Below are 24572 nucleotides of genomic sequence, written 5' to 3'. Positions count from 1 at the left end.
AAAGCGAGGGATGTCAATATGTTCAAGCCTATAAGTATGTTCATAATGATTAGTATTTTATGTAGTATGACCATCACTACTAACCATTCATCTAGTAAAGCTACTGAAACAACAGGCACAATTAGCGTCGTGTCATTTGACGGCTTGGGGTATGAGGATGCACAACGTTACATAGGCAAAGGAATCATGCCAAATTTAGAGAAGTTTCAGCAACAGGCAGCCTACGCCACAGATTTTGTTACAATTACACCATCATTGACTGCACCATCACATGCAGCAATGTCTACGGGTGCTGGACCTTCAAAGACAGGTATTGTCAGTAATCATTTTCATTCATTAGGAGAGAAAGTGAAAGATGATCAGAGTGGCTTTGCACAGACGTTAGGTGCTACGCCTATATGGAAAGAGGCAAGAAATCAAGGGAAGATCACAGCGACCGTCTCCTTTCCGGACTCCAATCCTGATAACGCATCTGCTGCTACTTACGCTGTCTATTCGGGCGGGACCTTGGCAGATTCGAAACTTCATAACTTAAAGTTTTCAGTAGTAGATGATGAACGCGTTGAACAAATAAATGCAGGATCAGTAAAAGTAGAAGAGGCAGTTATTTCATTGGATATAAAAAAATCACCTGCTAAACAATTATATATTCTAAGAACAGATGAAAAAGAATCGAAATATTATATGTCTATGGATAGAAAAGATATGGGAGAAGAAGTATCACCCAATAATTGGATTGCCGTCGCGCTGAACTTACATAATTTTGATAGTGCAGGGTTTTATGTGAAACTAAAGAGAAATCCTGAGAACAACGAAGAGCTTCAGTTGTTTCAAGGTACTGTTATGGGCGGGCTATATAGAGGACCCGGAAAATTTGCAGAAGAAATTCAATCTGAATTTGGATTTTACCCAGCAGCTGATGAAATAGAGGCGTTTAAAAATGGAGATATTACAAGAGAAGAATATGAGCAAGTGGGCGAACGATTCACAAACTGGGTGACGGATGTTAGTTTTCATATTAAAGAGAACTATCGGCCTGACCTATTATTTTACTATTATTCTGTAGTAGACAATGAACTACATGAATTTTTATTAAGAGAACCTGCTCAACCTGGATATCAATTAGCAAATGTATTGGAAAAAGAAGAATATGTGAGCTGGGCTTTTGGCCAAGCAGATCGTGCAATCGGTCGAATTAAAAACAATCAGAATCCCGAAGATCACGTATTAATTGTTTCGGATCATGGATTGGAACCAATTCATACAAGGCTGTCTCCGAATAAAGAATTGGAAAAGGCAGGACTACTTGTAAAAGATCAAGAAGGAAATATAGATGCATCTAAAACGAAAGCTTATGCAGAAGCGAGTGGAACGATTGCCCATGTTTATGTAAATTTGAAGGGCAGAGAGAAAAAAGGAATCGTGAAAGAAGAAGAATATGAACAAGTGAAGAAGGAAATCGTATCAATTTTTAAAGATAAGACCGTTTTTACTGCACTTTCCCAAAATCCTGAAAAAGTAGCACATCCTATTTTACGTTGGCTTACTAGTAAAAATGAGAAATTTAATAAAGTCTATATGTATCCAAGCTTGTCTGTCTTATCTAGCGAGAAGCAGTCCGAAGTGTATCCGTACGAGACTATTTGGACAGAGGATCAAGAGGGGTATGCTGCTTTAAATAATAATAATAGCGGGGACGTGTTTTTATCCGCTGCTCCAGGGTTTATAATGGGGAAAGATGCAAAAATTGCTGTTGAACCAACGCAGGAATTGGGGAGTCATGGTGGAAATCCTGAGCGTTCAACATTACGGCCGATTTTATATGGATCCGGCCCTATGATTCCACCGGGCGAAATGAGCGAAAGAATAACGATGACAGATATTGCCCCGAGTGTATATGAGTTATTAGGCTTACGAGTTCCAGACTTTGTAGAAGGAGAAGTCATTTGGTCAGAAAGATAATTATACAGCTCGAATAGTAAATATAATATTCAGACAACTATAGTTAGTTAAGAAGTGCGTAGGTAAGACATTACCTATTGCACTTCTTTTGTTTTCAACAAAATTCTCTTAATATATTACTTTATTAAAAAAGCGTCTTGCGTTTAATCAGAATAAAAGTATAATAATGATTAATTAGTTATTTCAGAAAAAGAAAAAGGTGAGCAAATGAACGAAAGAAAGAAATTACTTGAAGTAAAAGATTTGCAAACGACCTTTTTCACGGATTCAGGAGAAATTCCAGCAGTAGATCATGTGGACTTTTATGTGAGAGAAGGCGAAGTCTTGGGGATTGTTGGAGAGTCAGGCTGCGGAAAGAGTGTAACCTCTTTGTCTATCATGCAGTTAGTGCCAAGTCCGCCTGGAAAAATCACTGGCGGTGAAATCCTGTTTGAAGGTCAAGATCTCCTGAAGAAAACGGAGAAGGAAATGAGAGAGATTCGTGGGAATGATGTCGCGATGATTTTTCAGGAGCCTATGACTTCATTGAACCCGCTCTTCACAATAGGCAATCAGATGTCTGAAGCCATTTCTCTTCATCAGAAAAAATGGTCAAAAAAGCAAATTAAGGAACGAGCAACTGAAATGTTGAAATTAGTAGGACTACCTCGCTCTGAAGAAATTATGAAAGAATATCCTCACCAGTTATCCGGTGGTATGCGACAGCGTGTCATGATTGCAATGGCGCTTGTATGCGATCCGAAAGTACTCATTGCAGATGAACCTACAACGGCACTTGATGTAACTATTCAAGCACAAATCCTCAAGTTGATGCGTGAGTTGAATGAGCGTATGAATACAGCGATTTTACTCATTACACATGATTTAGGAGTAGTGGCTGAAACTTGTGAACGCGTTGTGGTTATGTATTCAGGCCAAGTTATTGAAGAAGCACCAACCAAAGTAATATTTGAAAATCCTTGTCATCCTTACACACGAGGATTGATTCAGTCCGTTCCTGATATGCGGAATAAAAAAGATCGTCTCTATTCGATTCCAGGTAATGTACCAAAACCCGGCTCTATTGAACAGGGCTGTAGATTCGCCGCGAGATGTGAAAGCGCTTTCTCGAGATGCAGGGTAGAAACACCAGAATTGTACCGAAACTCCGAAAACCATCAAACTAGATGCTTCTTATATGACGAACAACAAGGAGTGACGAGTGCAAATGAACAAACCACTACTAGAAGTTGAAGGGTTGAAAAAATACTTTCCGATTCGCAAAGGGCTGATTGGTAAAACAGTCGGTCATGTCAAAGCGATCGATGATATTACCTTTCATGTAAATGAAGGAGAGACGCTTGGAATCGTAGGAGAAAGTGGTTGCGGGAAATCGACGACAGGACGGACAATTATGCAATTGCTAGAACCTACAGAGGGCGTCGTGGAATTCCAGGGGAAAGATTTGACGAAGCTCTCTGCTACTGAAATCCGATCAGTTCGTCGAGATATCCAAATGGTCTTCCAAGATCCCTATGCTTCATTGAATCCTCGTCATACAATCGGCAAGATTTTAGAAGAGCCATTGATTGTTCATGGTGGTGGCAGTGCAAAGGATCGTCGCAAAAAAGTCGTAGAGTTTCTAAAGATTGTCGGTTTGAGTGAATATCACGCAAAACGTTATCCTCACCAATTCAGTGGGGGGCAGCGTCAGCGAATTGGTATAGCCCGTGCATTGATGACGAACCCCAAGTTGATTATTGCAGATGAGCCAGTGTCTGCGCTTGACGTATCTATTCAGGCGCAAGTATTGAACTTAATGCAGGATTTACAAAAAGAATTCCACTTGACGTATATCTTCATTGCACATGATCTCGGTGTTGTTCGCCATATCAGTGATCGCGTAGCAGTAATGTACTTGGGGAAAATTGTGGAGATTACAGAAAGTGAAGAGCTTTACGCAAATCCATTGCATCCTTACACACAGGCGTTATTGTCTGCGGTACCTGTACCAGATCCCAATTATAAAAAGGAACAAATCATTATTGAAGGGGATATGCCAAGTCCGGCGAACCCGCCAAGCGGTTGTGCATTCCACACTCGCTGTCCTTTCAAAATGGATGTCTGCACGAAAATAACCCCTGTATTAGCAGAGGAGAAAACTGGTCATTCTGTTGCTTGCCATCTTTATACTGTGGAAGGCAACGATGATATAGAAAGAAAAAAACAATTGGAGGGATCTGTATGAGAAAAGGGAAACTGTGGTCGTTTGCGTTGATCATGCTTCTTGTCTTATCGACTGCACTGGCAGCTTGTTCAGGCGGCGATGATAAAGAAGGCAGTGGTGACAAGGACAAAGACGCTGCGGATAAAGGCGGCAGTGAAAACAAGACATTAGTATTCGGACGAGGTGGAGATTCAACATCTCTTGACCCATCCCGTGTAACAGAAGGGGAAACATTTAAAGTAACAGTGAATTTATTCGAAACATTATTAAATTTTGGGGAGCAGGATACGACGGTTCAACCTGGACTTGCTAAAGAGTATGACACAAGTGAAGACGGATTGACGTATACATTCCAATTGGAAGAAGGTGTGAAATTCCATGATGGCACTGATTTTAATGCAGAAGCTGTTGTAAAGAACTTCGAGCGTTGGGCTAATGGAGATGCAGATACTTTCCCATACTATAACTCTATGTTCGGTGGATTTAAAGACGATGAAGATCACGTAATTGAATCTGTTAAAGCAGATGGAGAATCCACAGTGATTATCACATTGAAGCGTCCACAAGCGCCATTCTTGAAAAATCTTGCGATGAGTATGTTCGCTATTTCTAGTCCTGAAGCTTTTGAAAAGGGCGATGATGAGTATGAGCGTAACCCAGTAGGAACAGGTCCATTCAAGTTTGTAGAGTGGAAGCCAAATGAAACAATTACGATTGAAAAGAACGAAGAGTACTGGCAAGAGGGATTACCAAAATTGGATCGCGTCATTTTCCAAGCAATTCCTGATAACTCTGCTCGTTTGAACGCTTTACTTTCTGGAGAAATTGATTTGGCGGATGGAATCAATCCAGCTGATGGAGCAAAGATTGAAGATAACGATGCATTGCAATTGTTCGAACGTCCTTCTATGAACGTCGGATACCTTGGTTTAACGGTCACTCGTGAGCCGTTTGATAAAAAAGAAGTACGTCAAGCAATGAATTATGCTATCGATAAACAGTCAATCATCGATTCATTCTTTGAAGGGCGCGCGGAAGTGGCGAAAAATGCTATGCCTTCATCGATTTCAGGTTATAACGATGAGGTAGAAGCGTATGCATACGATCCTGAAAAAGCGAAAGAACTATTGAAAGAAGCAGGTCTCGAAGACGGATTTGAAATGGAACTTTGGGCAATGCCGGTTCCACGTCCATATATGCCAGACGGTACGAAAGTAGCGGAAGCGATTCAAAGTAACTTGGCTGATGTGGGTATTAAAGCGAAAATCGTTTCTTATGAGTGGGCAACTTACCTCGATAAAGCAAGCAAGGGAGAAGCAGATGCATTCATGCTAGGTTGGACTGGCGATAACGGTGACGCAGACAACTTCCTATACGTATTGTTAGATGAAGACAATATCGGAAGCAATAACTACACGTACTTTAAGAACGATGAAACACATAAGCTATTCCTGGAAGCACAAACGGAAGTAGACGAAGACAAGCGTATTGAGTTGTATAAGCAAGCTCAGGAAATTCTTCACGAAGAAGCACCTTGGGTACCACTTGCACATTCCATTCCATTGTTAGGCGGAGCGAAAGAACTAACTGGTTTCGTTCCACATCCTACTGGTTCTGATTTGTTGTCGAATGTAGAATTCAAATAAGTAATAGGTTAATTACATGATGGAAGAAGAGGGAGAAGCGAGCATTCTCCCTTTCTTTGATTAATTAATGATAAGAGCCGGAGGGGTGAAAGAGTTGTTCAACTATACGATTAAGAGGCTTTTACAGCTAATTCCTGTCCTGCTTGGTATGACATTTTTAGTTTTCATGTTGATTCGTGCAATTCCTGGTAATCCAGCGCAAGTAATTTTAGGACAACAAGCAACAAAAGAAGCGGTGGAAGCCTTGACGATCAAGCTAGGTCTTGATCAACCATGGTATACACAATACTTCAGTTATCTTGGTGGTATTTTAAAAGGTGATTTAGGTGAATCCATGCGTACGCGACTTCCTGTGGCGGACGAAATTTGGCCTTATTTAGCAGCTACATTGGAATTGGCATTATTTGCGATGATTATCGCGGTCGTTGTAGGAATTAATGCGGGTATTATTTCTGCCTGGTTCCAAAACTCATGGTTTGATTATTCAGCAATGGTATTGGCGCTGGTCGGTGTCTCCATGCCTATTTTCTGGTTAGGATTAATGGGGCAGTGGGCATTCGCAATTGAATTGCAATGGTTACCAACAACGGGACGTGAAAATGTCCGTGATCCTGTATCCGCCATCACCAACTTATACATAATTGATACGCTCATCCAGGGGAGGTTTGATCAATTATGGGTAGTAATTAAACATTTGATCTTACCTGGACTAGCGCTTGCCACCATTCCGATGGCCATTATCGCCCGAATGACGCGTTCGAGTATGCTGGAAGTGATGCGTTCGGACTATATTCGTACAGCACGAGCAAAGGGTCAGAAAATGTTCTGGGTAGTATATAAGCACGCGTTGAAAAATGCGATTATTCCTGTGTTGACAATTATTGGTCTGCAGATTGGCTTACTACTTGGTGGAGCGATTCTAACGGAAACAATCTTTGCTTGGCCTGGAATTGGACGCTACATCTATGATGCAATTAACTTTAGAGACTATCCTGTTATTCAATCAGGCATTCTCATCGTGGCATTTATCTTCGTCATGATTAATCTGATCGTCGATTTACTATATGGATTGATCGATCCGAGGATTAAGTATGATTGAGGAAGGAGGAACAGTTCATGTCAGAATTTACGCCTAAAGTAGACGGAGTAGTAGAAGCAGAATTAGAAAAGACAACAGGACCTTGGCGGGAAGCTTGGGTAGGTTTTCGTAAAAGTAAAGTGGCGGTCGTAGGCGCAGTCATTGTGATATTCTTTATCCTGCTTGCGCTATTCGGTCCTCTTGTCACAAAAGAAGGCATCAACGAACAATTAATGACAGATCGACTGCAACCTCCTTCTTCGGAGTATTGGTTTGGAACGGATGACTTCGGCCGTGATATTTTCTCACGCATTATTCATGGTGCGCGTATTTCGTTATCTGTTGGATTCTTCTCGGTAGTTGGTTCAATTGTAGTGGGAAGTTTCCTTGGTATCATTGCAGGTTATTATGGTCGGTGGATCGATACCATTATCTCAAGGATATTCGATATTATGCTTGCTTTTCCATCTATTTTATTGGCAATTGCGATTGTATCTGTATTGGGACCAAGTTTACGTAACGCGTTGATTGCTATTGCAATCATTAACGTACCAAACTTTGGACGATTGATCCGATCTAAAGTGTTGAGTATAAAAGAGGATGAATATATTACAGCGGCAAAGGCAATTGGTATGAAAGACTTCAGGATTCTGTTTTCGCATATTTTACCTAACTCAATGGCGCCTGTCATTGTACAAGGTACATTGGCGATTGCTACAGCTATTCTCGAAGCAGCAGCACTCGGATTTTTAGGATTAGGGGCAGAAGCTCCATACCCTGAGTGGGGAAAGATGTTAGCTGATTCCAAGGATTACTTGCAAAATGCTCCGTGGACAATGATTTTCCCTGGACTTGCCATTATGCTGACTGTATTAGGCTTTAACTTAATGGGTGACGGATTACGTGATGCATTAGATCCGAAAATGAAGAGTTAAGCTATTCACTTTGTATAAATAATCCTAGTATTATTGTTGATAGAGAAGAGTCTTATTTACAGACTCCTCTCTATCTTTTTTTGATTAGTAATAGGTGATAATTTACTTACAGGCAGATTGATTCATTCATTCATTCGTCTACATTCTGATGATCAACCAATTATTAACTAGTTTATTTGCACTGGAATTAGGGAAGGATTATAACAAATTGATTATGAAAAGAGGTGGAGACACTGAAGAAAGTATTTGCTATCATGGCGTTTACAGGCGTGCCTTTAGTATTTATAGCGTCATTCTTGAACTGGTCAGATTTATGGATGTTTGCAATATGTTGTTACAGTATTATTGCGCTTGCCGGATTCATCGGAAGAGCCACAGAGAGTTTAGCGATTGTCAGTGGACCACGAATTGGTGGTTTACTAAATGCAACATTCGGTAATGCGGTAGAACTTATTATTTCCATATTTACGTTAAAAGCCGGATTAATTGCAATCGTACTGGCTTCGTTAACAGGTTCTGTTTTAGGTAACTTATTATTGGTACTGGGCTTATCGTTTTTCGCAGGTGGCCTGAAGCATAAAAGACAGAATTTCAATATTTTCGACGCGCGATTTAATTCCGCATTATTAATTTTTGCGATTGTCGTGGCATTTGTGATTCCGGAAGTCTTCTCGATGACGATGGATACTAGAACTGGACTGAATCTGAGTGTCGGTATTTCGATCATACTCATCCTAATTTACTTAGCAGGTCTAGTATTTAAATTATTCACACACCGAGGCGTATTCGGTTCTGAAGTTCATGAGACGGATGAAGTACCAGAGTGGAGTAAAAAGAAAGCCATATTAGTACTAATGATTTCAACAGTAGCGGTCGCTTTTGTTTCTGAGAAGTTAGTGCATACGTTTGGTACATTAGGTGAGAAGTTTGGCTGGTCAGAGCTGTTTATTGGTGTCATCATCGTCGCAATCGTTGGTAACGCGGCGGAGCATTCATCTGCAATTACGATGGCGATGAAGAACAAAATGGATGTATCGGTGGAGATTGCGATTGGATCCACATTACAAATAGCGATGTTTGTAGCACCGGTGCTTGTACTTATTTCGTTAATGATGCCTACCGCAATGCCACTTGTATTCACTTGGCCAGAGTTGATCGCGATGATTACTGCCACATTACTAGTCGTCAATATATGTAATGACGGGGAGTCAAACTGGTTTGAAGGGCTTGTGCTGTTCTCAGCCTATTTAATTATGGGTATTGGATTCTTCTTATTATAAGTTTTAAAAAACCGATTCGCTCAAATTAGCGAATCGGTTTTTTATCATGATAGGCGTTGCTTGAAATCTTTATAACCAAATTGTTTTACGACGTTGATTTCATTATTCGCAGTATGGAGGACGATAGACGGCAGATTGACTCCGTTAAAAGTATTATTCTTTACCATCGAATAATGCGCCATGTCGCAAAACACTAGGCGGTTGCCAGGTTTTAATGGCTGGTCGAATGAATAATCACCAATAACATCACCCGCAAGACAAGTTGGCCCGCCTAACCGATAAGTATGGGCTTTTTCACCTGATATACCTGCTCCGACAATCTCAGGACGATAAGGCATCTCCAGAACGTCCGGCATATGGCAGGAAGCTGAGGTATCGAGAATGGCAATTGGCATGCCGTTATGCATTGTATCGAGCACAGTGGCAACGAGGAATCCTGTATTAAGTGCGACTGCCTCGCCTGGCTCCAGGTACACATCAAGTTGATATTTATGCTGCATGAATCGAATGGATCGGATCAAGGTTTTGAGATCATAATCAGGACGTGTAATATGATGACCGCCGCCAAAGTTGATCCATTTCATCTTCTGTAAATAGGGTCCGAACTCTTCATCGATGATTTGGATCGTCCTCCACAACGTATCAGAGTTTTGCTCACACATCGTATGGAAATGTAAGCCATGAATACCCTCTAGTTCATCAGCTTCGAAATTTTCCAACGTAACACCGAATCGTGAATAGGCGAAACAAGGGTTATACATGTCGACTTCAATCTCCGAGTACTCAGGGTTTATCCGGATTCCGCACTCAATGGACTTTTCCTGCTCCTGAACTCGGCTCTTGAACTGCTTCCACTGCGCAAATGAATTGAATACCAAATGATCAGAGTAGCGAAGGATCTCCTCAAACTCATCTTCGTGAAAAGCAGGTGCATACGTGTGTACTTCTTTCCCCATCTCTTCAAAGCCAAGGCGCGCTTCAAGTAAACCACTTGAAGTAACACCATGCAAATACTGTCCGATCAACGGATAGACTTCAAACATCGAAAATCCTTTTTGGGCAAGTAAGATCTTGCATCCTGTTTGATCGATAACGTATTTCAGTTTTTCTAAGTTAGCAATTAGCAATTTTTCATCAACGACATAACTAGGCGATGGAACTGCTTGTACATCAAAGTTCATACTATTCACCTCAGTCTATCAAAGTTGGATTGAAGTCTTCGTGCCAAGGTAAACCATACTCATTCAACGCATCCATGAATGGATCTGGATCGAATTCTTCAATATTGAAGACACCTGGCTTTTTCCACTTGCCTGTTAACATCATCATCGCACCGATCATAGCTGGTACACCTGTTGTATAGGAAATAGCTTGTGATCCTACTTCACGATAGCACTCTTGGTGATCACAAATATTGTAAACGTAATACGTTTTTGGCTCGCCGTCCTTCGTACCTTGATAGATACAACCGATATTCGTTTTTCCTTTCGTACGCGGTCCGAGAGAAGCGGGGTCCGGTAGTACAGCTTTTAAAAATTGTAGTGGAACGATTTGTTGACCTTCGAATTCAATCGGTTCGATGGACGTCATACCCACATTTTCAAGTACACGTAAGTGCATCAAATACTTTTCGGAAAACGTCATCCAGAAACGAATTTTATTTACACCAGTAATATTTTTCGCTAATGATTCAAGTTCCTCATGGTATAGCAAGTAGACATCTTTTGGTCCGATTTCAGGTAAATCATAGACACGTTTCACTTCAAGAGGTTCTGTTTCGATGAACTCTCCATTTTCGTAGTAGCGTCCGTTTGCAGTGATTTCACGGATGTTGATTTCCGGGTTAAAGTTAGTTGCAAAGGGATAGCCATGGTCGCCTGCGTTGGCATCCACGATATCAATCGTATGGATTTCATCGAAGTAATGCTTCAATGCGTAAGCGGAGAACACACCGGTTACGCCAGGGTCGAAACCGCTGCCGAGCAAGGCAGTAATACCTGCTTGCTCAAACTTCTCTTTATAAGCCCACTGCCATTTATATTCAAATTTTGCTGTATCAAGTGGCTCGTAGTTTGCCGTATCCAGATAGTCCACTTTTGTTTCAAGGCATGCATCCATAATCGTCAAATCCTGATAAGGCAATGCGACATTAATGACGATATCCGGTTTGAATTCATTGATTAACGCGACGAGTTCAGGCACGTTGTCTGCATCTACTTGTGCAGTTTGGATTTTTGTTCGTCCACCATCTAGCTTGTCTTTCAATGCATCACATTTTGATTTCGTCCTACTTGCGATACAGATTTCTTCAAATACATCTGGTACCTCACAACACTTATGCACAACCACACTTGCTACACCGCCAGCTCCAATAATTAATGCTTTACCCATTAAAGACACCACCCATTTCGTTATTTTTATTTATAGCAATTGTTAATTCACGCAACACTTTACAAGCAACTGCGGTTGATACACCACTTTGATCATAGACAGGGGACAACTCATTAATATCACAGGCAACGATATTCAAATCGCTGACTGTCAAAATCGCATTTAGCAATTCAACAAAGCTTACGCCACCCGCTTCCGGTGTACCGGTTCCAGGGAATACGGAAGGATCCAGTACATCCAGATCGATTGTCAAATAGACGGGTTTACCTTGTAGTTTTTCAACTGTATTTTCAAGACCATCAAAATTAAATTTATTCATGAAGACATGCTGCTGAGCCGCCCATTCGAATTCAGGACGATCACCTGAACGAATGCCGTATTGAAAGATTTTATTATCGCCGAGCAAGTCCCAGATTCTGCGTATAACCGTGGCATGGGATAGACGCTGATCCAAATAATCTTCGCGCAAATCCGTATGTGCATCGAATTGAATAACATGCAGATCTGGGTACTTTTCCGCAGTAGCACGTACAGCTCCGAGAGTCACTAAATGTTCGCCGCCAATCATGCAAGGAATTTTCTCATCCTTCAAAACGAGTGAAGTGAACTCTTTAATTTGCTCGAGAGCACGTTCTGTATTACCAAAACTCAGTTCCAAATCACCGCCGTCGAATAATGAGTAATCCGTTAAATCAGCTTCTTGATAAGGACTGTATGTCTCGAGACCAAATGACTCACTACGCATCACTTTACTGGCGAAGCGCGTGCCAGGACGAAAAGAGGTTGTAGAATCAAAAGGAGCACCAAAAATTACGAATGAAGAATCCTTGTAGTCTGCATCGAAACCTAAAAATGTTTCTATATTTTTATTTAGCATGAATCAGTAACTCCTTAACATAATTCGGCAAGGCGAACGAGCCGACATGCAGTTTTGTATTATAATATTTTGTTTGTAAACCAAGTGCATTCCAGGCATCAGAATCCAAATCTTCTATTGGGTCATATTTCTTAGAAGCCAATCCGAACAGCCAGTGTCCTGATGGATAGGTTGGAATATGTGCTTGATAGACTTTAGAAACGGGGAAGAATCCCATAATACTTTTATGTGCTCGCTGCATACCGCGTGCGTCTTCGGCGTAGAAAGGACTTTCATGCTGATTCACAAGAATGCCTTGTTCGTTCAAAGCTTTATAGCAATTGCCATAAAACTCTTTCGTAAAGAGACCTTCACCCGGACCGAATGGGTCGGTGGAATCGACAATAATCAAGTCATAGGCATTTTCTTGCTGGCGGACAAATTTTAGACCGTCTTCAAAATATAGCGTAACGCGCGGATCCGTCAGTTGCGCTGCCGTTTGCGGTAAAAACTCCTGGCATACTTTCACAACCTGCTCATCAATCTCCACCATGTCTATTTTTTTGATTGAGGGATAGCGCGTCAATTCGCGTACGGTGCCACCATCACCTGCACCAATAACCAACACTTTCTGGATGGACGGATTGGTGGCCATTGGTACGTGAACAATCATATCGTGATAAATGAATTCGTCTTTCTCCGTCACCATGACATAGCCATCCAATGTCAAAATTCTACCGAACTCTGTTGTTTGAAAGACATCAATCTTCTGGAATTCACTCGTCGCAGTATATAAATGTTCTTCAACGCGAAAGGAAAAGCGGGCATAAGGTGAATGATCTTCAGTAAACCATAAGTTCATCAAACATCCTCCTTTACTACGTTAATATAATTTACATTCGAATCTTCGGTACCTGTTAGGAAACACCCTTTGTCTTTGCAATAGTTGATATATTCAATTATTTCATTTGTAATTCGTTCCCCCGGTGCCACAATGGGGATGCCAGGTGGGTAACACATGACGAATTCGCTTGCGACTCGTCCTGCAGATTCAGCTAGCAATACTATCTCCTTATCAGCGTAAAATGCCTGTTGGGGTGACTGAACAATTTCTGGATTAATATATTCATGGTCGAATAAAGAACTAGGATCCTTTTTATAACGACGATTGATTTCCGCTAGTGCCGCAACCAGTCGTTCAAGATCCAGCGTGCGATCTCCGACTGAAATATAGGCGAGGATATTTGCTACGTCTCCGAATTCGATTTGGATATCGTATTCATCACGTAAAATATCATACACTTCAATCCCTGCGAGTCCCATTTGGCGCGTGTGAATCGACAGTTTGGACTCATCGAAATCATAGACTGTATCACCGTTGATCAATTCTTTGGAATAAGCATAATAGCCACCTATCTGGTTGACTTCATCACGAGTATACTGCGCCATTTTAATCACTTTATCGAAGATTTCCTGACCGTATAATGCGAGGTTTTTACGTGAAATATCCAATGACGACATCAATAGATAAGACCCGCTCGTAGTCTGCGTCAGGTTAATAATCTGTCGCGTATAGCCTTCACTTACTTCATTATTAATTAATAAAAATGAGCTTTGCGTTAAAGATCCGCCTGATTTATGCATACTGATAGAGGCCATATCCGCGCCGACGGACATCGCGGAAGCAGGCAATTTATCATTAAAATAAAAATGTGTACCATGTGCTTCATCCACTAACACGAGCATACCATGTGCATGTGCTAGTTCAGTAATGGCTTGAAGATTGGAGCAGATACCATAATAGGTTGGATTATTAATAAGAATCGCTTTAGCATCAGGGTGATCCACGATTGCTTTCCTTACTTCATCCACCGCCATGCCGAGTGGAATGCCAAGGTCTTCTTGCACTCCAGGATTCACGTAAATAGGAACAGCTCCACTTAAGATTAAAGCGTTGATGGCGCTGCGATGAACATTTCGTGGCATGATGATCTTCTCTCCAGCTTTACAAGCGGTCATGACCATAGCTTGTACGGCAGAGGTCGTCCCATTTACTAGCAAGAAGGCGTGCTTTGCGCCAAACGCTTCTGCTGCCAACTCTTCTGCTTCATGTATGACAGAGACAGGGTGACATAAATTATCGAGAGGTTTCATGGAATTCACGTCATGATGCAAGCAAGTCTCCCCGAGGAAATCCGCAAGTTCTTTATTGCCACGGCCATGTTTGTGTCCGGGAACATCAAAAGGAACGACACGTGCTTCTTGATATTGCTGCAAGGCTTCCATAATTGGAGCGCGATGTTGTGATAACTTCAATAGTCTCTCCTCACTCATTTTCATAGACATTGGAACCGCTGTAAATTTCAATCATCTCTTTGCGGAGATTATGAGAGATTAGAAGACGTTCTTTCGGCGGTATTTCTGAAACGTCTTTGTTGAATAGGTAATCTTGCAAATCAATCTCTTTAATGAGTAATTTCGTATGGAAGATATTCGCTTGGTAAACATTTATATCGATTGCGTCATACATTTGCAATGTTTTCTCGTCAATGAAGTCTTGGATTGATGTAATCGCATGATCCATAAAGAGTTTTTTACCGTCGACTGATCGTGTAAATCCACGTACGCGATAATCTGCGGTAATGATATCCGAATCAAAGCTTCCAATGAGATAGTCGAGCGCATTTAATGGAGAAATCTCCCCACACGTCGACACATCTATATCTACACGAAACGTCGCAATGGAGTTATCGGGATGATACTCGGGATACGTATGGACGGTCACGTGGCTTTTGTCCAAATGACTAACGACGGAGTCTTTATCGGGTAAGATGGGAATCGCACCTTGATTGCAAGAAGGATCAATTTGTGATGCAGGGAATTTCTCCTCTGAAATCATCAACGTTACACTAGCACCTTGCGGGTCGTAGTCTTGTTTACTGACATTCAATACATGGGCACCAATCATTTCGGTGACATCATAGAGAATTTTCGTTAAACGTTCCGAATTGTATTGCTCATCTATATAGGCGATATACTCACTTTGCTCTCTTCTACTTTTTGCATAGCTCACATCATAAATGTTGAAGCTAAGAGTTTTGGTGAGGTTGTTAAAGCCGTAGAGCTTCAGCTTATTTTCCAACCGTAACATCCATCCTTTCTATATAAAGTGTTTAAAGTCATGTTCACATAAAAAAGTCCCTCTCCAATCCACATGAAATAATACCAACATGACAGATTGGAGAGGGACCTTTACTCTGTTTCGCTTGTTGATATAAGAATAGAGAGGATCTCTATTCCATTACATAACAGGTGATTGGATTGGCATAATGCTCACAGGTACTCTTCCTAAATTAAAAAACTTATGAAATTGTCTTCATTATAAAGCAAAAAGATTCAAAAATATATACTATTTATTAAAATAATTAGAAATAGAAATATTATCGTGTAAGAAAAATTGCTTTGAATTGTCGTCAGACTACCTTTACGATATGGTATATAAAACAATCACTACATTTTCAGGAGGTAATGAAATGAACGATACGACAGTGGAATACTTGGCACAAGTTCGACAAGATTTCGAGACAAGTCCTTTTTGGAAATTTGCAGGTCTGCAAACACAAAAATTAGAAGCGGGTAATGTGGAATTATATTTACCTTATCGTCAAGACTATGATAATGTACGCGGAACCATTCACGGCGGTATGTATATGTCCGTTCTCGATACGACGATGGGAATGCTTTGTCGTTCAATGGGTGCAAATGATGTTATGACGATACAAATGGCAACGCAATTTCTAAAGCCGGTCGTTCAAGAATCTGTCTATTCAAAAGCTGCCGTCATCAATAGAACACGCTCTACAGCTTTGGTTGAAGGAACGTTATTCAACGAGAAGGATGAATTAGTTGCTCATTGTACTGCTACGTTCAAGTTGAAATAATTGTTATGAACTGGGAAGCAATACATAAGTGTCTAGCTATAATAAAAAAGCAGCCAAGCATAAAAGCCTGGCTGCTGCTAGGTGGATTATCCTTTTGGAATGAACGTACCACAATCTGTTTCGGCTGAGTCTTTTGCTTTTCTTCCTTTTCGTGAAATCACTTTGATTTCGTCTGCTCCACACTGATTACCTGCTTCCCAAAAATGACAGTTCGTTACTTCACATAATACGTCTTTTGCCAATTGACCCACCTCCTTTTGACTAGCATATCCAGAAACACTGCATACATACAGGAGAAAAGGGAAATGGTTCATTATGACAACCTTGGAGGAGATTTCATGGTTACTGTACAAGATATTGCGACTCCACGTTTACAAAATTACTTGGAATTCATGCGTGACCCTATAGCTTTTTTTACGCGAGTACAGCCGATTGGCGATGTGATTTCATTGAAGACAGGCATTTCCCCGACGTTTGTGGTCAACAGTCCGGAAGCTATTCGAGAAATCTTGATTCGTCAAGACCAGTCATTTATTAAAGGCCGGACCACGACTGTGTTGCAGAGAACTGTGGGAGAAGGTTTACTGACAACGGAAGGTGAGCGGCATGCGACGCAGAGAAAATATATCCAACCGGCGTTCTATAAAGATGCACTAGAGCGCTACGCCCATGCCATCATTGATGAAACGGAGAAGCTAGGTGAACGTCTTGAGCATGAACAGGAAGTGGATATGCATACTGTTATGATGCGTTTGACACTGTCAATCATTACGCGAACGATGTTCTCAACAAACGTCTTGGAAGAGGAGAAAGAGCTTGCGGATGCTGTCACGACAACGATTGAGCAAAGCGTCAAAATTTTATTCAGTCCCGTGATGATTCCTGCTTCAGTTCCGACTAAAGCCAACTTGAAACATAAAGAAGCAATACAGACACTCGAAGCAATGATTGACGATGTGTTAATGGTTGCGAAAGACCATCCTGAATGGTTTGAGGATTCGTTGCTTGGTATGATGATGGCGGTGACAGATGAGAACGGAAACAGATTGCGGGACAGAGAAGTACGTGATCAGATGATGACCATGTTGCTGGCGGGTCATGAAACGACAGCAAACTTATTGGGCTGGTTATTTGCTGAAATTGCAAGCCATCCTGAAGTAGAGAGACGTCTAATAGATGAATTGGAAACCGCAGAATTGATAGGTAATCCATTTAATTGGATGCGGGAATTACCGTATACACAGCAAATTATTGAAGAAGGTTTGCGGCTTTATCCTCCTGCCTGGCTGATATATCGGGAACTTGACCAACCTGTTGAGATGTTCGGAAGATCTTTTAAAGAGGGAAGCACGTTTATGATCTGTCCGTATGCGGTTCATCGAAATGAAGAGGTGTTCCCGAATCCAAGTGCATTTGACCCTGAACGGTTTGCAACAGGTAATAAGTATGCACCATTTAGTTACTTTCCGTTCGGTGGCGGCTCCCGCAGTTGCATCGGTTCAAGATTTGCGATGCTCGAAGCGACACTCATTTTGACGGTGCTATATAAGAAGTTTTTATTTCATAATGTTCGATTGCAAGCGCCCGTTCCAGAACCGTTGATTTCATTACGGATAAAAGATGGTTGGCCGATGAAGGTAGAAAAGCGCGGATGACTGACGCGAACAATCGTCCGTGTCATAAAAAGAAACAGCGACCATCAATAAGATGATCGCTGTTTTGCTAGTTATCAGATAAACACTACCGCATCTTTAGGAGTCGGTAACTCGACAATGCGCTGCACTTCGTCACCTTCAAGCGTTTCTTCTTTATATAGTGCATTGACCAATTCTTCAAATTGATACGCGTGCTCCTTAATGAGTGTTTCCGTCTTTTTCGCGGCTTGATTAAATAGCATTTGCATTTTTTCTTCTCTATCAGCTTTATTGAAGATCAAAGAAAATCCTTCTTGGAACAACCCAGTGTTCACCATACGCTCAAGAATATCTTTGGCCTGTTCCACGTCGCCTCCAACACCAATACTGTGCTCACCCAAATAGAGGCGCTCTGCAATACCACCCGCTAAGATCATACTGACTTGATCAAGCAATTCGCTAGCTGTAGATAAATGCAATTCCTTTTGAATAGGGGCTACATAACCGAGTGCTTGACCTCTTGGAATGATCGTCGCTTTTCTCACAGAACCTGGCTTTGTTAGAGCAGCGATGATGGCGTGCCCGGATTCGTGAATGGCTACGCGACGCTTCGTTTCTTGATCGCTTAACGTGCGCGCTGTATTTCCAAGGATTGTTCGGTCAATTGCAAAATCCAAATCATGCTTCTCGATTAATTTTCGACCTTCCCGAATGGCGCGGCGGCTAGCTGTTTCGAACAAACTGCTAATTTCTGCACCGGAAAAACCTGAAGTACTGTCTGCAAGTGTATCAAGAGACGCTACTACATTAGGTGCCAACGTTCTGCCATTTGTATGGATATCGATAATTTCGCGACGTCCTTTTGTGTCTGGCAATTGAACATGAAAAGTAAAGTCAATACGTCCTGGACGCAAGAATGCATCATCCAGCATATCTTTTCGATTCGTTGCGGCAATGAATAATATACCATCGTTATCATTTCCACCATCAAGTTGAACGAGCAATTCAGTTAACGTCTTTTCAGATTCTTCTCCGCCGTGTTCTTTTCGTTTCCCAGCCAATGCGTCTACTTCATCTATAAAGATGACAGTAGGACGTTGCTTACGGGCATTTTCGAAAAGTGTACGAACGCGTGAAGCACCAACACCTACAAATAATTCTGTAAAGGCTGCACCACTTGAGGAATAAAAAGTAGCTCCTATTTCTTTTGCGATTGCTTGAGCTAATAATGTTTTACCAGTCCCCGGAGGTCCATACAGTAAAATACCTTGAGGCAATGCATTGCCCATATCTTTCGCTGCTTCAGGATTTTTGAATACTTCTAACGTCTGTAGGATTTCTTCTTTCATTTCTTGAGGGATTCCGCCGATATCAGCCATTGTAATGTCAGGAAGCGGAGTCGCTTTTGATGCCTGGTGTTTCATAGCTGACGTACCAATATTAAGCTTGCCTTTTTTGTGAAGAATGAAAAGTGTCAAAAGAGCCGCAAATATAAGCCCACCAAAAATCCAACTACCCGCCGAACTTTCTGCTTTATATTGATAAGACACATTATATTTCTGTACCAAGTCATCCACTAATGTACTTTGTGGACGCACCATCGTGCTGTATGTTGTGTGATCTATAGTGATCGATAACTTTCCTTTGGCCGTTTCATTTAGTAAGACACTAGCACCTGATTGTTCAGCAATCAGTTTTTCCATCTGAGCAAAGGATACTTCTTTTCCTCCAGTGGATTGTAAATAGTTCCAAGTGACACCTGCAACGATCGCCGTGACAAAGAGGGCTACGACTAAAATCTTTGATGCTAATTTTGAAATAGGCTTCAAGGCCAGCTCCAGCTCCTTTAGTGAATTACCTAAATTATACGTAGAAACAGTAGTTTTGAACAGTGTATAAATTGAATAAATAGTTACAAATTCAAGAAGGTGTGTGGAAATACCTAAAGAAGAAGCTATGGACGTTGCATTTCTAGTCCGTTCACTGGTGGTAGAGTGGCACTAAGCGGACTGATAAAATAAGTAATAGCGTACCTTACCCAACCTGCAAACATGGTTGGTGGAAAGACTATGCTGCTGCAGGTCTTGTTCACTTTTGGTTGGGGGGTTGCTCGACTGGTTGTTGGGGACTGAAGTTAGTGCGTGTTCGTTTTCTCGACCCGCACAGGCACGTGGGGGATTGCCTACAGCCAGGAGCCGGCTGGCGGTGGTGCTGCCAGTTGTCTCCTGGCCACGGCTTACCCCGCAGTTGTGCCTGCGCTACTAAGTGGTATGTATTTTGGTTGTGGTTCTTAGAATGATGAATTGCGTAGCTTACCCGACCTACAAACACCATTGGCAGAGAGACTAGGCGGCTTCGGGTCTCTGGCACTTTTGGTTGGGGGCGTTGCTCGACTGGTTGTTGGGGATTGAAGTTGCTGAGTGTTCGTTTTCTGGACCCGCACAGGCACGTGGGGGATTGCCTACAGCCAGGAGCCAGCTGGCGGTGGTGCTGCCAGTTGTCTCCTGGCCACGGCTTACCCCGCAGTTGTGCCTGCGCTACTGAGTGGTAGTTATTTTGGTTGTGGTTTTAAGCGGTAAAGCAAAACTAGAGATAGCGTAGAGTACCCTGACTAACAAACGCGTTTGGTGGAAGAGACTATGCGGCTGCGGGTCTTTGTGACTTTTTGTTGGGGTGTTGCTCGACTGGTTGTTGGGTATTGGAATTAGTGAGTGTTCGATTTCTGGAGCCGCGCAGGCACTGGGGGATTGCCTACAGCCATGAGCCAGCTGGCAAAGTGCCGCCAGTTGTCTCCTGGCCATGGCCTACCCCGCAGTTGTGCCTGCGCTACTGAGTGGTAGTTATTTTGGTTGTGGTTAAGCGGTAAAGCAAAACAAGAGATAGCGTACAGTACCCGACTAACAAACGCGTTTGGTGGAAGAGACTATGCGGCTGCGGGTCTTTGTGACTTTTTCTTGGGTGCGTTGCTCGATTGGTTGTTGGGTATTGGAGGTAGGGAGTGTCTGCTTTCTGGACTCGCGCAGGCACGTGGGGGATTGCCTCCAGCCAAGAGCCAGCTGGCGGTGGTGCTGCCAGTTGTCTCCTGGCCACGGCCTACCCCGCAGTTGTGCCTGCGCTACTGGGTGGTATTTAATTTGGTTGTGATTCTAATAGGAAGAGTATCGGTGATTCGGTAATACTGATTTTGTGTTTTTTAAAAAAGAAGTATAGGAACTGTCCTACCCCCAATGCAACGAAGGCGACTGCTGTGGTAGGCGTAGCGATGAGATAGAGACAGGCGAACTTTCCTGTCTGTGGCTCCTCGCGAAAGCCATCCACCAGCGCCGTAGTGGAGGCAATGAACTTGCCACTTACATTGCCAGCTAAGCCACAACCTCCTGATTAAACAGGACAAAGAAAAGCACTTGCGAGAACCACAACCCAACGCCGCATATTAGGCATGCTAAATAGAAACGTAATACGACAGCACTTCGACTATTAAAAACTACTACCCGAACTGCCCTACACCCAATCTAACGAAAGCCATCCACCAGCGCCGAAGTGGGGGCAATGAGCTTGCCACTTAGATTGTCAGCTAAACCACAACCTCCAGATCAAACAGGAAACAGGAAATGCACGTGCAAGAACCACAACCCAACGCCGCTTATTACGTACGCTTTACAGAAACATAATCCGTAGTCACTTAAGCACATATTCCTTTAAAAACAACTATATGAACTGCCTACCCGCAATCCAACGAGTAGCTCTGTACAAAACAAACAATTAAATGATCTTGCCGAACCACTACCAATTCCGCTTACTCCATACCATGCACCTTACCCAAAGGCGGCTTCTTACTATCTTCAAAACAATACAAACTCAAAAAAAGAAACCATTACTAGAAAACGTGTTTCACACGACTTCCAGCAACAGCTTCCACAATTTTAATAAAGTGACCTATTTAGGCCGTACATCTTCTAACACAGCAAAACCACCACGAACTTTTATATCAGCGAGCAACTGACCTTTACGTGATAGATCTTCCAACTGCATACCTGTGTTTTCAGCTACATAGAAACGATCAGGAAGGAAGTTTGCGAAATACATCTGATTTTCATCGATATCATGTTCGCCGTAGTAGTACATATCTCCTTTTAAAAATAACCCATCGCTTGGTTTCTTATGTGTAACGGTCTTCAAACCATATAGATCTCCTTCTTCTAGCTGCAATACAGCATATACCGTCAGCTTTCCAGTATCATGTTTGGAGAATTCTTTAATGAGCGCAGGGTCAAGATCTTCTTTGGAGAATTCTTCAATCGCAAACTGAAGACTGACATAATCACCATAAAGAATATCGCGTGGGTCAACAGGCACTGTTTCCAGTGTGATAGTTTCACCAGTATTCACTGTGTATAAAGGCTTCCAAGTCATCGCTAATAGAAGTATGATTGGGACGATTAAGGCTAATAGAAATAGATTCCGTTTACTCTTCATGACGTTTCACCGTCTCTCGTCGTGATTTTTCAAACCAGAATCCAAAACCGATTAACAGTAAACCGCCTATGATGAAAAATAATGATTTTGGCATGAAATTATATGAGATATCCGTGTAATAGCGGTAGATTAACGCACATGTGATCAAAATAGCTGGTAAGCTATCTTTCTTTAGAAGATAAAGCAACAAGATAACGAATACAGCAGTGAAGAAGTAAGGTGCAGAATCTTCGAATCGTAAATCCTCCCATATGAACGGGAAAGTCAGCATAATACCCGTGATTCCAAATAGTACGGAACCCGCCCAAGAAGACTCTGTACGATAATGTTTGAGAGGTGCGAGTGCAAGAAGCACACCTAATACAAAGACAATCAATACAGAAATCCATTCATCCACATGGAAGAACTCTAACATATTGACGATAAAAGCCACACTAAGCAAAACATTCATGACGAACAACGAACTCTTTCTTCCGAATCGCATTTCATTCATCCAGAATAGTAGAGGAATCAATAGGAACAACCAAAAGGGATCGAAGCTTCCTACTGCATAAGCTGTGAAAGCACTAAAGCTATAGATTGTGAAAAATGCACTAGCGAATACAGCAAGCAATTGATCTTTTAGAAAGTAGGCTAGTGGCAAGATGCCGATCCCCCATAATAGGAAGTCCGTATATACAGTATGTTGTAAATGAAAGCTTTGGCCAATTAGGAATATCCCCGCACCAAAAATAGCAGCCCCGATATAGTACATACTGCGAGATGTTCGTTCGTAATCTCTTTCAAGCTTATATCCTGCAAAGTATGCCAAGATCATGCCGGCAACAATTAATCCAAACTTAAAGAATGGCGTCAGCCCTGCCCAGTTGCCTGCGATAAAACTCAGTATCCCGACCCCGACTAATATAGCTCCGAAAGCTAGCAAGATTCTCACGAAATTAGTGCTACCTTTAGCTTCATATAGCGAGAGCATTTCGTTAGCATCTGCTTCTTTCATTTTGCCTTGCTGTTGTAAAAAAGAAAACTCTTGTTGCAAGAAAGTGAATTGTTGTTTACTGACACTTCTCTTCACACTGATTCCCTCCCTTCATACTAGTTACTAAGTAGACGAATCAAGTTATTATATGTTACAGAATATGAAGAATGAAAAGAGTCCTACAGAAATTATCTAGTAGAATTAAGTATCTCGCATATTTATCAAAAAAACAATAAATCCTAGAAAAATACATATATCTCCTTTAATTTCCTATTGACATCCTCTTGAGAATGATTATCATTGATAACATAAAACTAAACAGTAGGAAGTAGGAAGAAATATGAAACAAACACTCGTAACTGCCTTCGCTTTAACAACAGGAATTTTACTATCAGGCTGTGGAACAACTGAAGAATCTACTGAAAAAGCACCAGCAGCGACTGAAGAAGTAGACTTAACTGCTGAAACAGATGCATATAAAGAGTTTGCGCTTGAACAAATGGATGAATTCGTGCTGGACACAGAAAAATTCGTCATCGCTGTTAAAGCGGGAGATATAGAAGAAGCAAAGAAAATTTATCCCATCGCTAGAATGTATTTTGAACGCTCTGAACCGATTGCAGAAAGCTTTGGAGATTTAGATCCCCGAATCGATGCACGTCTTGCAGATATTCAAGAAGAGGGTCAAGGAGAAGAAGAATGGTCTGGCTATCATAAAATTGAATACGGTCTATGGGTGGAAAATACAACTGAAGGGTACGCAGAGATTGCGGATCAATTGCTTAAGGATGCAAAAGAACTACGTGCACGTGTAGAAACCGTTGAAGTGTCACCCGATTTGATGATCACAGGGGCAGTCGATTTATTGAATGAAGTCTCTACTTCTAAAATTACTGGTGAAGAAGAAATTTATTCTCACACTGATCTATATGACTTCAAAGCAAATATTGAAGGCGCGGAAAAAATCTATGAAATTTTGAAAGATCAGATGGTAGCAAAAGATCAGCAACTAGTCGATGAACTCGAAACTAAATTCGAAACAATTAATAGTCTGCTTGCGGAATATGCAGATGGCAATGGCGGCTATATATCCTATGAGGAATTAACAAAAGAAGATACAAAATCGCTATCAGAAGCGGTAAATCAACTAGGTGAACCATTAAGTATGATGGGCATCGTAACGGAGTGATC

At 41.7% G+C, this 24572-nt stretch carries 20 protein-coding genes; 10 read left to right on the top strand and 10 right to left on the bottom strand.

Annotated features, from left to right (window positions below):
• Positions 1-18 precede the first annotated feature (18 nt).
• The 7 genes from CSV74_RS11470 (at position 19) to cax (ending at position 9107) form a co-directional block, all read left to right on the top strand.
• The gene (locus CSV74_RS11470; RefSeq protein WP_099691748.1) at positions 19-1962 is read left to right on the top strand and encodes an alkaline phosphatase family protein; all 1944 of its coding nucleotides are present in this window, start codon (positions 19-21) and stop codon (positions 1960-1962) included.
• A gap of 207 nt (positions 1963-2169) precedes the next feature.
• Positions 2170-3195, top strand: coding sequence for an ABC transporter ATP-binding protein (locus CSV74_RS11465; protein ID WP_029054923.1), 1026 nt, complete (start codon positions 2170-2172; stop codon positions 3193-3195).
• Entirely contained in the window at positions 3170-4189 is a 1020-nt protein-coding gene (locus tag CSV74_RS11460; protein WP_099691747.1) for an ABC transporter ATP-binding protein, read from the top strand. Before CSV74_RS11465 ends, CSV74_RS11460 begins: the two co-directional genes overlap by 26 nt.
• On the top strand, positions 4186-5814 hold the full coding sequence (locus CSV74_RS11455; RefSeq protein WP_099691746.1) for an ABC transporter substrate-binding protein: 1629 nt from the start codon (positions 4186-4188) through the stop codon (positions 5812-5814). The genes CSV74_RS11460 and CSV74_RS11455 overlap by 4 nt, the downstream gene beginning before the upstream one ends.
• Positions 5815-5881: 67 nt before the next feature.
• Positions 5882-6913, top strand: a complete 1032-nt coding sequence (locus CSV74_RS11450) for an ABC transporter permease (RefSeq protein ID WP_369823713.1) — start codon at positions 5882-5884, stop codon at positions 6911-6913.
• Between the two features lie 17 nt (positions 6914-6930).
• The gene (nikC, locus tag CSV74_RS11445) at positions 6931-7827 is read left to right on the top strand and encodes a nickel transporter permease (protein ID WP_029054919.1); all 897 of its coding nucleotides are present in this window, start codon (positions 6931-6933) and stop codon (positions 7825-7827) included.
• Positions 7828-8060: 233 nt separating this feature from the next.
• On the top strand, positions 8061-9107 hold the full coding sequence (cax, locus tag CSV74_RS11440) for a calcium/proton exchanger (RefSeq protein ID WP_099691802.1): 1047 nt from the start codon (positions 8061-8063) through the stop codon (positions 9105-9107).
• Between the two features lie 44 nt (positions 9108-9151).
• Here the strand turns inward: cax and nspC are convergent, their stop codons facing one another.
• The 6 genes from nspC to speD are packed head-to-tail and all read right to left on the bottom strand — an operon-like array spanning position 9152 to position 15505.
• A complete protein-coding gene (gene nspC, locus CSV74_RS11435; protein ID WP_099691745.1) occupies positions 9152-10288 on the bottom strand; it encodes a carboxynorspermidine decarboxylase in 1137 nt (378 codons plus the stop codon).
• Positions 10289-10298: 10 nt separating this feature from the next.
• Positions 10299-11498, bottom strand: coding sequence for a saccharopine dehydrogenase family protein (locus CSV74_RS11430; RefSeq protein ID WP_099691744.1), 1200 nt, complete (start codon positions 11496-11498; stop codon positions 10299-10301).
• Positions 11491-12375, bottom strand: coding sequence for an agmatinase (speB, locus tag CSV74_RS11425; RefSeq protein WP_099691743.1), 885 nt, complete (start codon positions 12373-12375; stop codon positions 11491-11493). The genes CSV74_RS11430 and speB overlap by 8 nt, the downstream gene beginning before the upstream one ends.
• Positions 12365-13216: a polyamine aminopropyltransferase gene (gene speE / locus CSV74_RS11420; RefSeq protein WP_029054914.1), complete on the bottom strand. Its 852-nt coding sequence runs from the start codon at positions 13214-13216 to the stop codon at positions 12365-12367. The genes speB and speE overlap by 11 nt, the downstream gene beginning before the upstream one ends.
• Positions 13216-14700, bottom strand: coding sequence for an aminotransferase class I/II-fold pyridoxal phosphate-dependent enzyme (locus tag CSV74_RS11415; RefSeq protein ID WP_369823712.1), 1485 nt, complete (start codon positions 14698-14700; stop codon positions 13216-13218). The genes speE and CSV74_RS11415 overlap by 1 nt, the downstream gene beginning before the upstream one ends.
• A complete protein-coding gene (gene speD, locus CSV74_RS11410) occupies positions 14681-15505 on the bottom strand; it encodes an adenosylmethionine decarboxylase (protein WP_029054912.1) in 825 nt (274 codons plus the stop codon). Before speD ends, CSV74_RS11415 begins: the two co-directional genes overlap by 20 nt.
• A gap of 382 nt (positions 15506-15887) precedes the next feature.
• On the opposite strand from speD, the gene CSV74_RS11405 reads away from it, so the two are divergent.
• The gene (locus CSV74_RS11405; RefSeq protein WP_029054911.1) at positions 15888-16295 is read left to right on the top strand and encodes a PaaI family thioesterase; all 408 of its coding nucleotides are present in this window, start codon (positions 15888-15890) and stop codon (positions 16293-16295) included.
• 86 nt (positions 16296-16381) lie between these two features.
• Here CSV74_RS11405 and CSV74_RS11400 read toward each other — a convergent pair whose 3' ends face one another.
• Positions 16382-16537, bottom strand: a complete 156-nt coding sequence (locus CSV74_RS11400; protein ID WP_081657962.1) for a DUF1540 domain-containing protein — start codon at positions 16535-16537, stop codon at positions 16382-16384.
• A gap of 96 nt (positions 16538-16633) precedes the next feature.
• Between CSV74_RS11400 and CSV74_RS11395 the strand changes: the two genes are divergently transcribed.
• Positions 16634-17950, top strand: a complete 1317-nt coding sequence (locus CSV74_RS11395; RefSeq protein ID WP_158231791.1) for a cytochrome P450 — start codon at positions 16634-16636, stop codon at positions 17948-17950.
• A gap of 74 nt (positions 17951-18024) precedes the next feature.
• Here the strand turns inward: CSV74_RS11395 and CSV74_RS11390 are convergent, their stop codons facing one another.
• The 3 genes from CSV74_RS11390 to CSV74_RS11380 form a co-directional block, all read right to left on the bottom strand.
• Positions 18025-19758 (bottom strand): AAA family ATPase, encoded by a 1734-nt coding sequence (locus CSV74_RS11390; protein WP_099691740.1) that lies wholly within the window; start codon positions 19756-19758, stop codon positions 18025-18027.
• Between the two features lie 2107 nt (positions 19759-21865).
• Positions 21866-22405, bottom strand: a complete 540-nt coding sequence (locus CSV74_RS11385; protein ID WP_099691739.1) for a GDYXXLXY domain-containing protein — start codon at positions 22403-22405, stop codon at positions 21866-21868.
• Complete coding sequence (locus tag CSV74_RS11380; RefSeq protein WP_099691738.1) at positions 22395-23477, bottom strand: DUF2157 domain-containing protein; 1083 nt, start codon at positions 23475-23477, stop codon at positions 22395-22397. Before CSV74_RS11380 ends, CSV74_RS11385 begins: the two co-directional genes overlap by 11 nt.
• A gap of 244 nt (positions 23478-23721) precedes the next feature.
• Here CSV74_RS11380 and efeO point away from each other — a divergent pair, with 244 nt between their 5' ends.
• Positions 23722-24570 carry an iron uptake system protein EfeO gene (gene efeO / locus CSV74_RS11375; protein WP_099691737.1) on the top strand — a complete coding sequence of 283 codons (849 nt, stop codon included), beginning with the start codon at positions 23722-23724 and terminating at the stop codon, positions 24568-24570.
• Positions 24571-24572 lie beyond the last annotated feature (2 nt).

Source organism: Sporosarcina sp. P19, assembly GCF_002743165.1.
Classification (GTDB): domain Bacteria; phylum Bacillota; class Bacilli; order Bacillales_A; family Planococcaceae; genus Sporosarcina; species Sporosarcina ureae.
Note: the sequence above shows the minus strand (reverse complement) of the source record. Positions and strands in the feature narration are given on the sequence as shown.

Excerpts from the sequence above, each read along its gene's own strand:
- speE (WP_029054914.1), bottom strand. The coding sequence starts at position 13,216 with ATGAACTTATGGTTTACTGAAGATCATTCACCTTATGCCCGCTTTTCC.
- CSV74_RS11460 (WP_099691747.1), top strand. The coding sequence starts at position 3,170 with ATGAACAAACCACTACTAGAAGTTGAAGGGTTGAAAAAATACTTTCCG.
- CSV74_RS11465 (WP_029054923.1), top strand. The coding sequence starts at position 2,170 with ATGAACGAAAGAAAGAAATTACTTGAAGTAAAAGATTTGCAAACGACC.
- CSV74_RS11470 (WP_099691748.1), top strand. The coding sequence starts at position 19 with ATGTTCAAGCCTATAAGTATGTTCATAATGATTAGTATTTTATGTAGT.
- nikC (WP_029054919.1), top strand. The coding sequence starts at position 6,931 with ATGTCAGAATTTACGCCTAAAGTAGACGGAGTAGTAGAAGCAGAATTA.
- CSV74_RS11450 (WP_369823713.1), top strand. The coding sequence starts at position 5,882 with ATGATAAGAGCCGGAGGGGTGAAAGAGTTGTTCAACTATACGATTAAG.
- CSV74_RS11405 (WP_029054911.1), top strand. The coding sequence starts at position 15,888 with ATGAACGATACGACAGTGGAATACTTGGCACAAGTTCGACAAGATTTC.
- CSV74_RS11430 (WP_099691744.1), bottom strand. The coding sequence starts at position 11,498 with ATGGGTAAAGCATTAATTATTGGAGCTGGCGGTGTAGCAAGTGTGGTT.
- CSV74_RS11455 (WP_099691746.1), top strand. The coding sequence starts at position 4,186 with ATGAGAAAAGGGAAACTGTGGTCGTTTGCGTTGATCATGCTTCTTGTC.
- efeO (WP_099691737.1), top strand. The coding sequence starts at position 23,722 with ATGAAACAAACACTCGTAACTGCCTTCGCTTTAACAACAGGAATTTTA.
- speD (WP_029054912.1), bottom strand. The coding sequence starts at position 15,505 with ATGTTACGGTTGGAAAATAAGCTGAAGCTCTACGGCTTTAACAACCTC.
- CSV74_RS11415 (WP_369823712.1), bottom strand. The coding sequence starts at position 14,700 with ATGTCTATGAAAATGAGTGAGGAGAGACTATTGAAGTTATCACAACAT.
- CSV74_RS11395 (WP_158231791.1), top strand. The coding sequence starts at position 16,634 with ATGGTTACTGTACAAGATATTGCGACTCCACGTTTACAAAATTACTTG.
- CSV74_RS11385 (WP_099691739.1), bottom strand. The coding sequence starts at position 22,405 with ATGAAGAGTAAACGGAATCTATTTCTATTAGCCTTAATCGTCCCAATC.
- speB (WP_099691743.1), bottom strand. The coding sequence starts at position 12,375 with ATGCTAAATAAAAATATAGAAACATTTTTAGGTTTCGATGCAGACTAC.
- nspC (WP_099691745.1), bottom strand. The coding sequence starts at position 10,288 with ATGAACTTTGATGTACAAGCAGTTCCATCGCCTAGTTATGTCGTTGAT.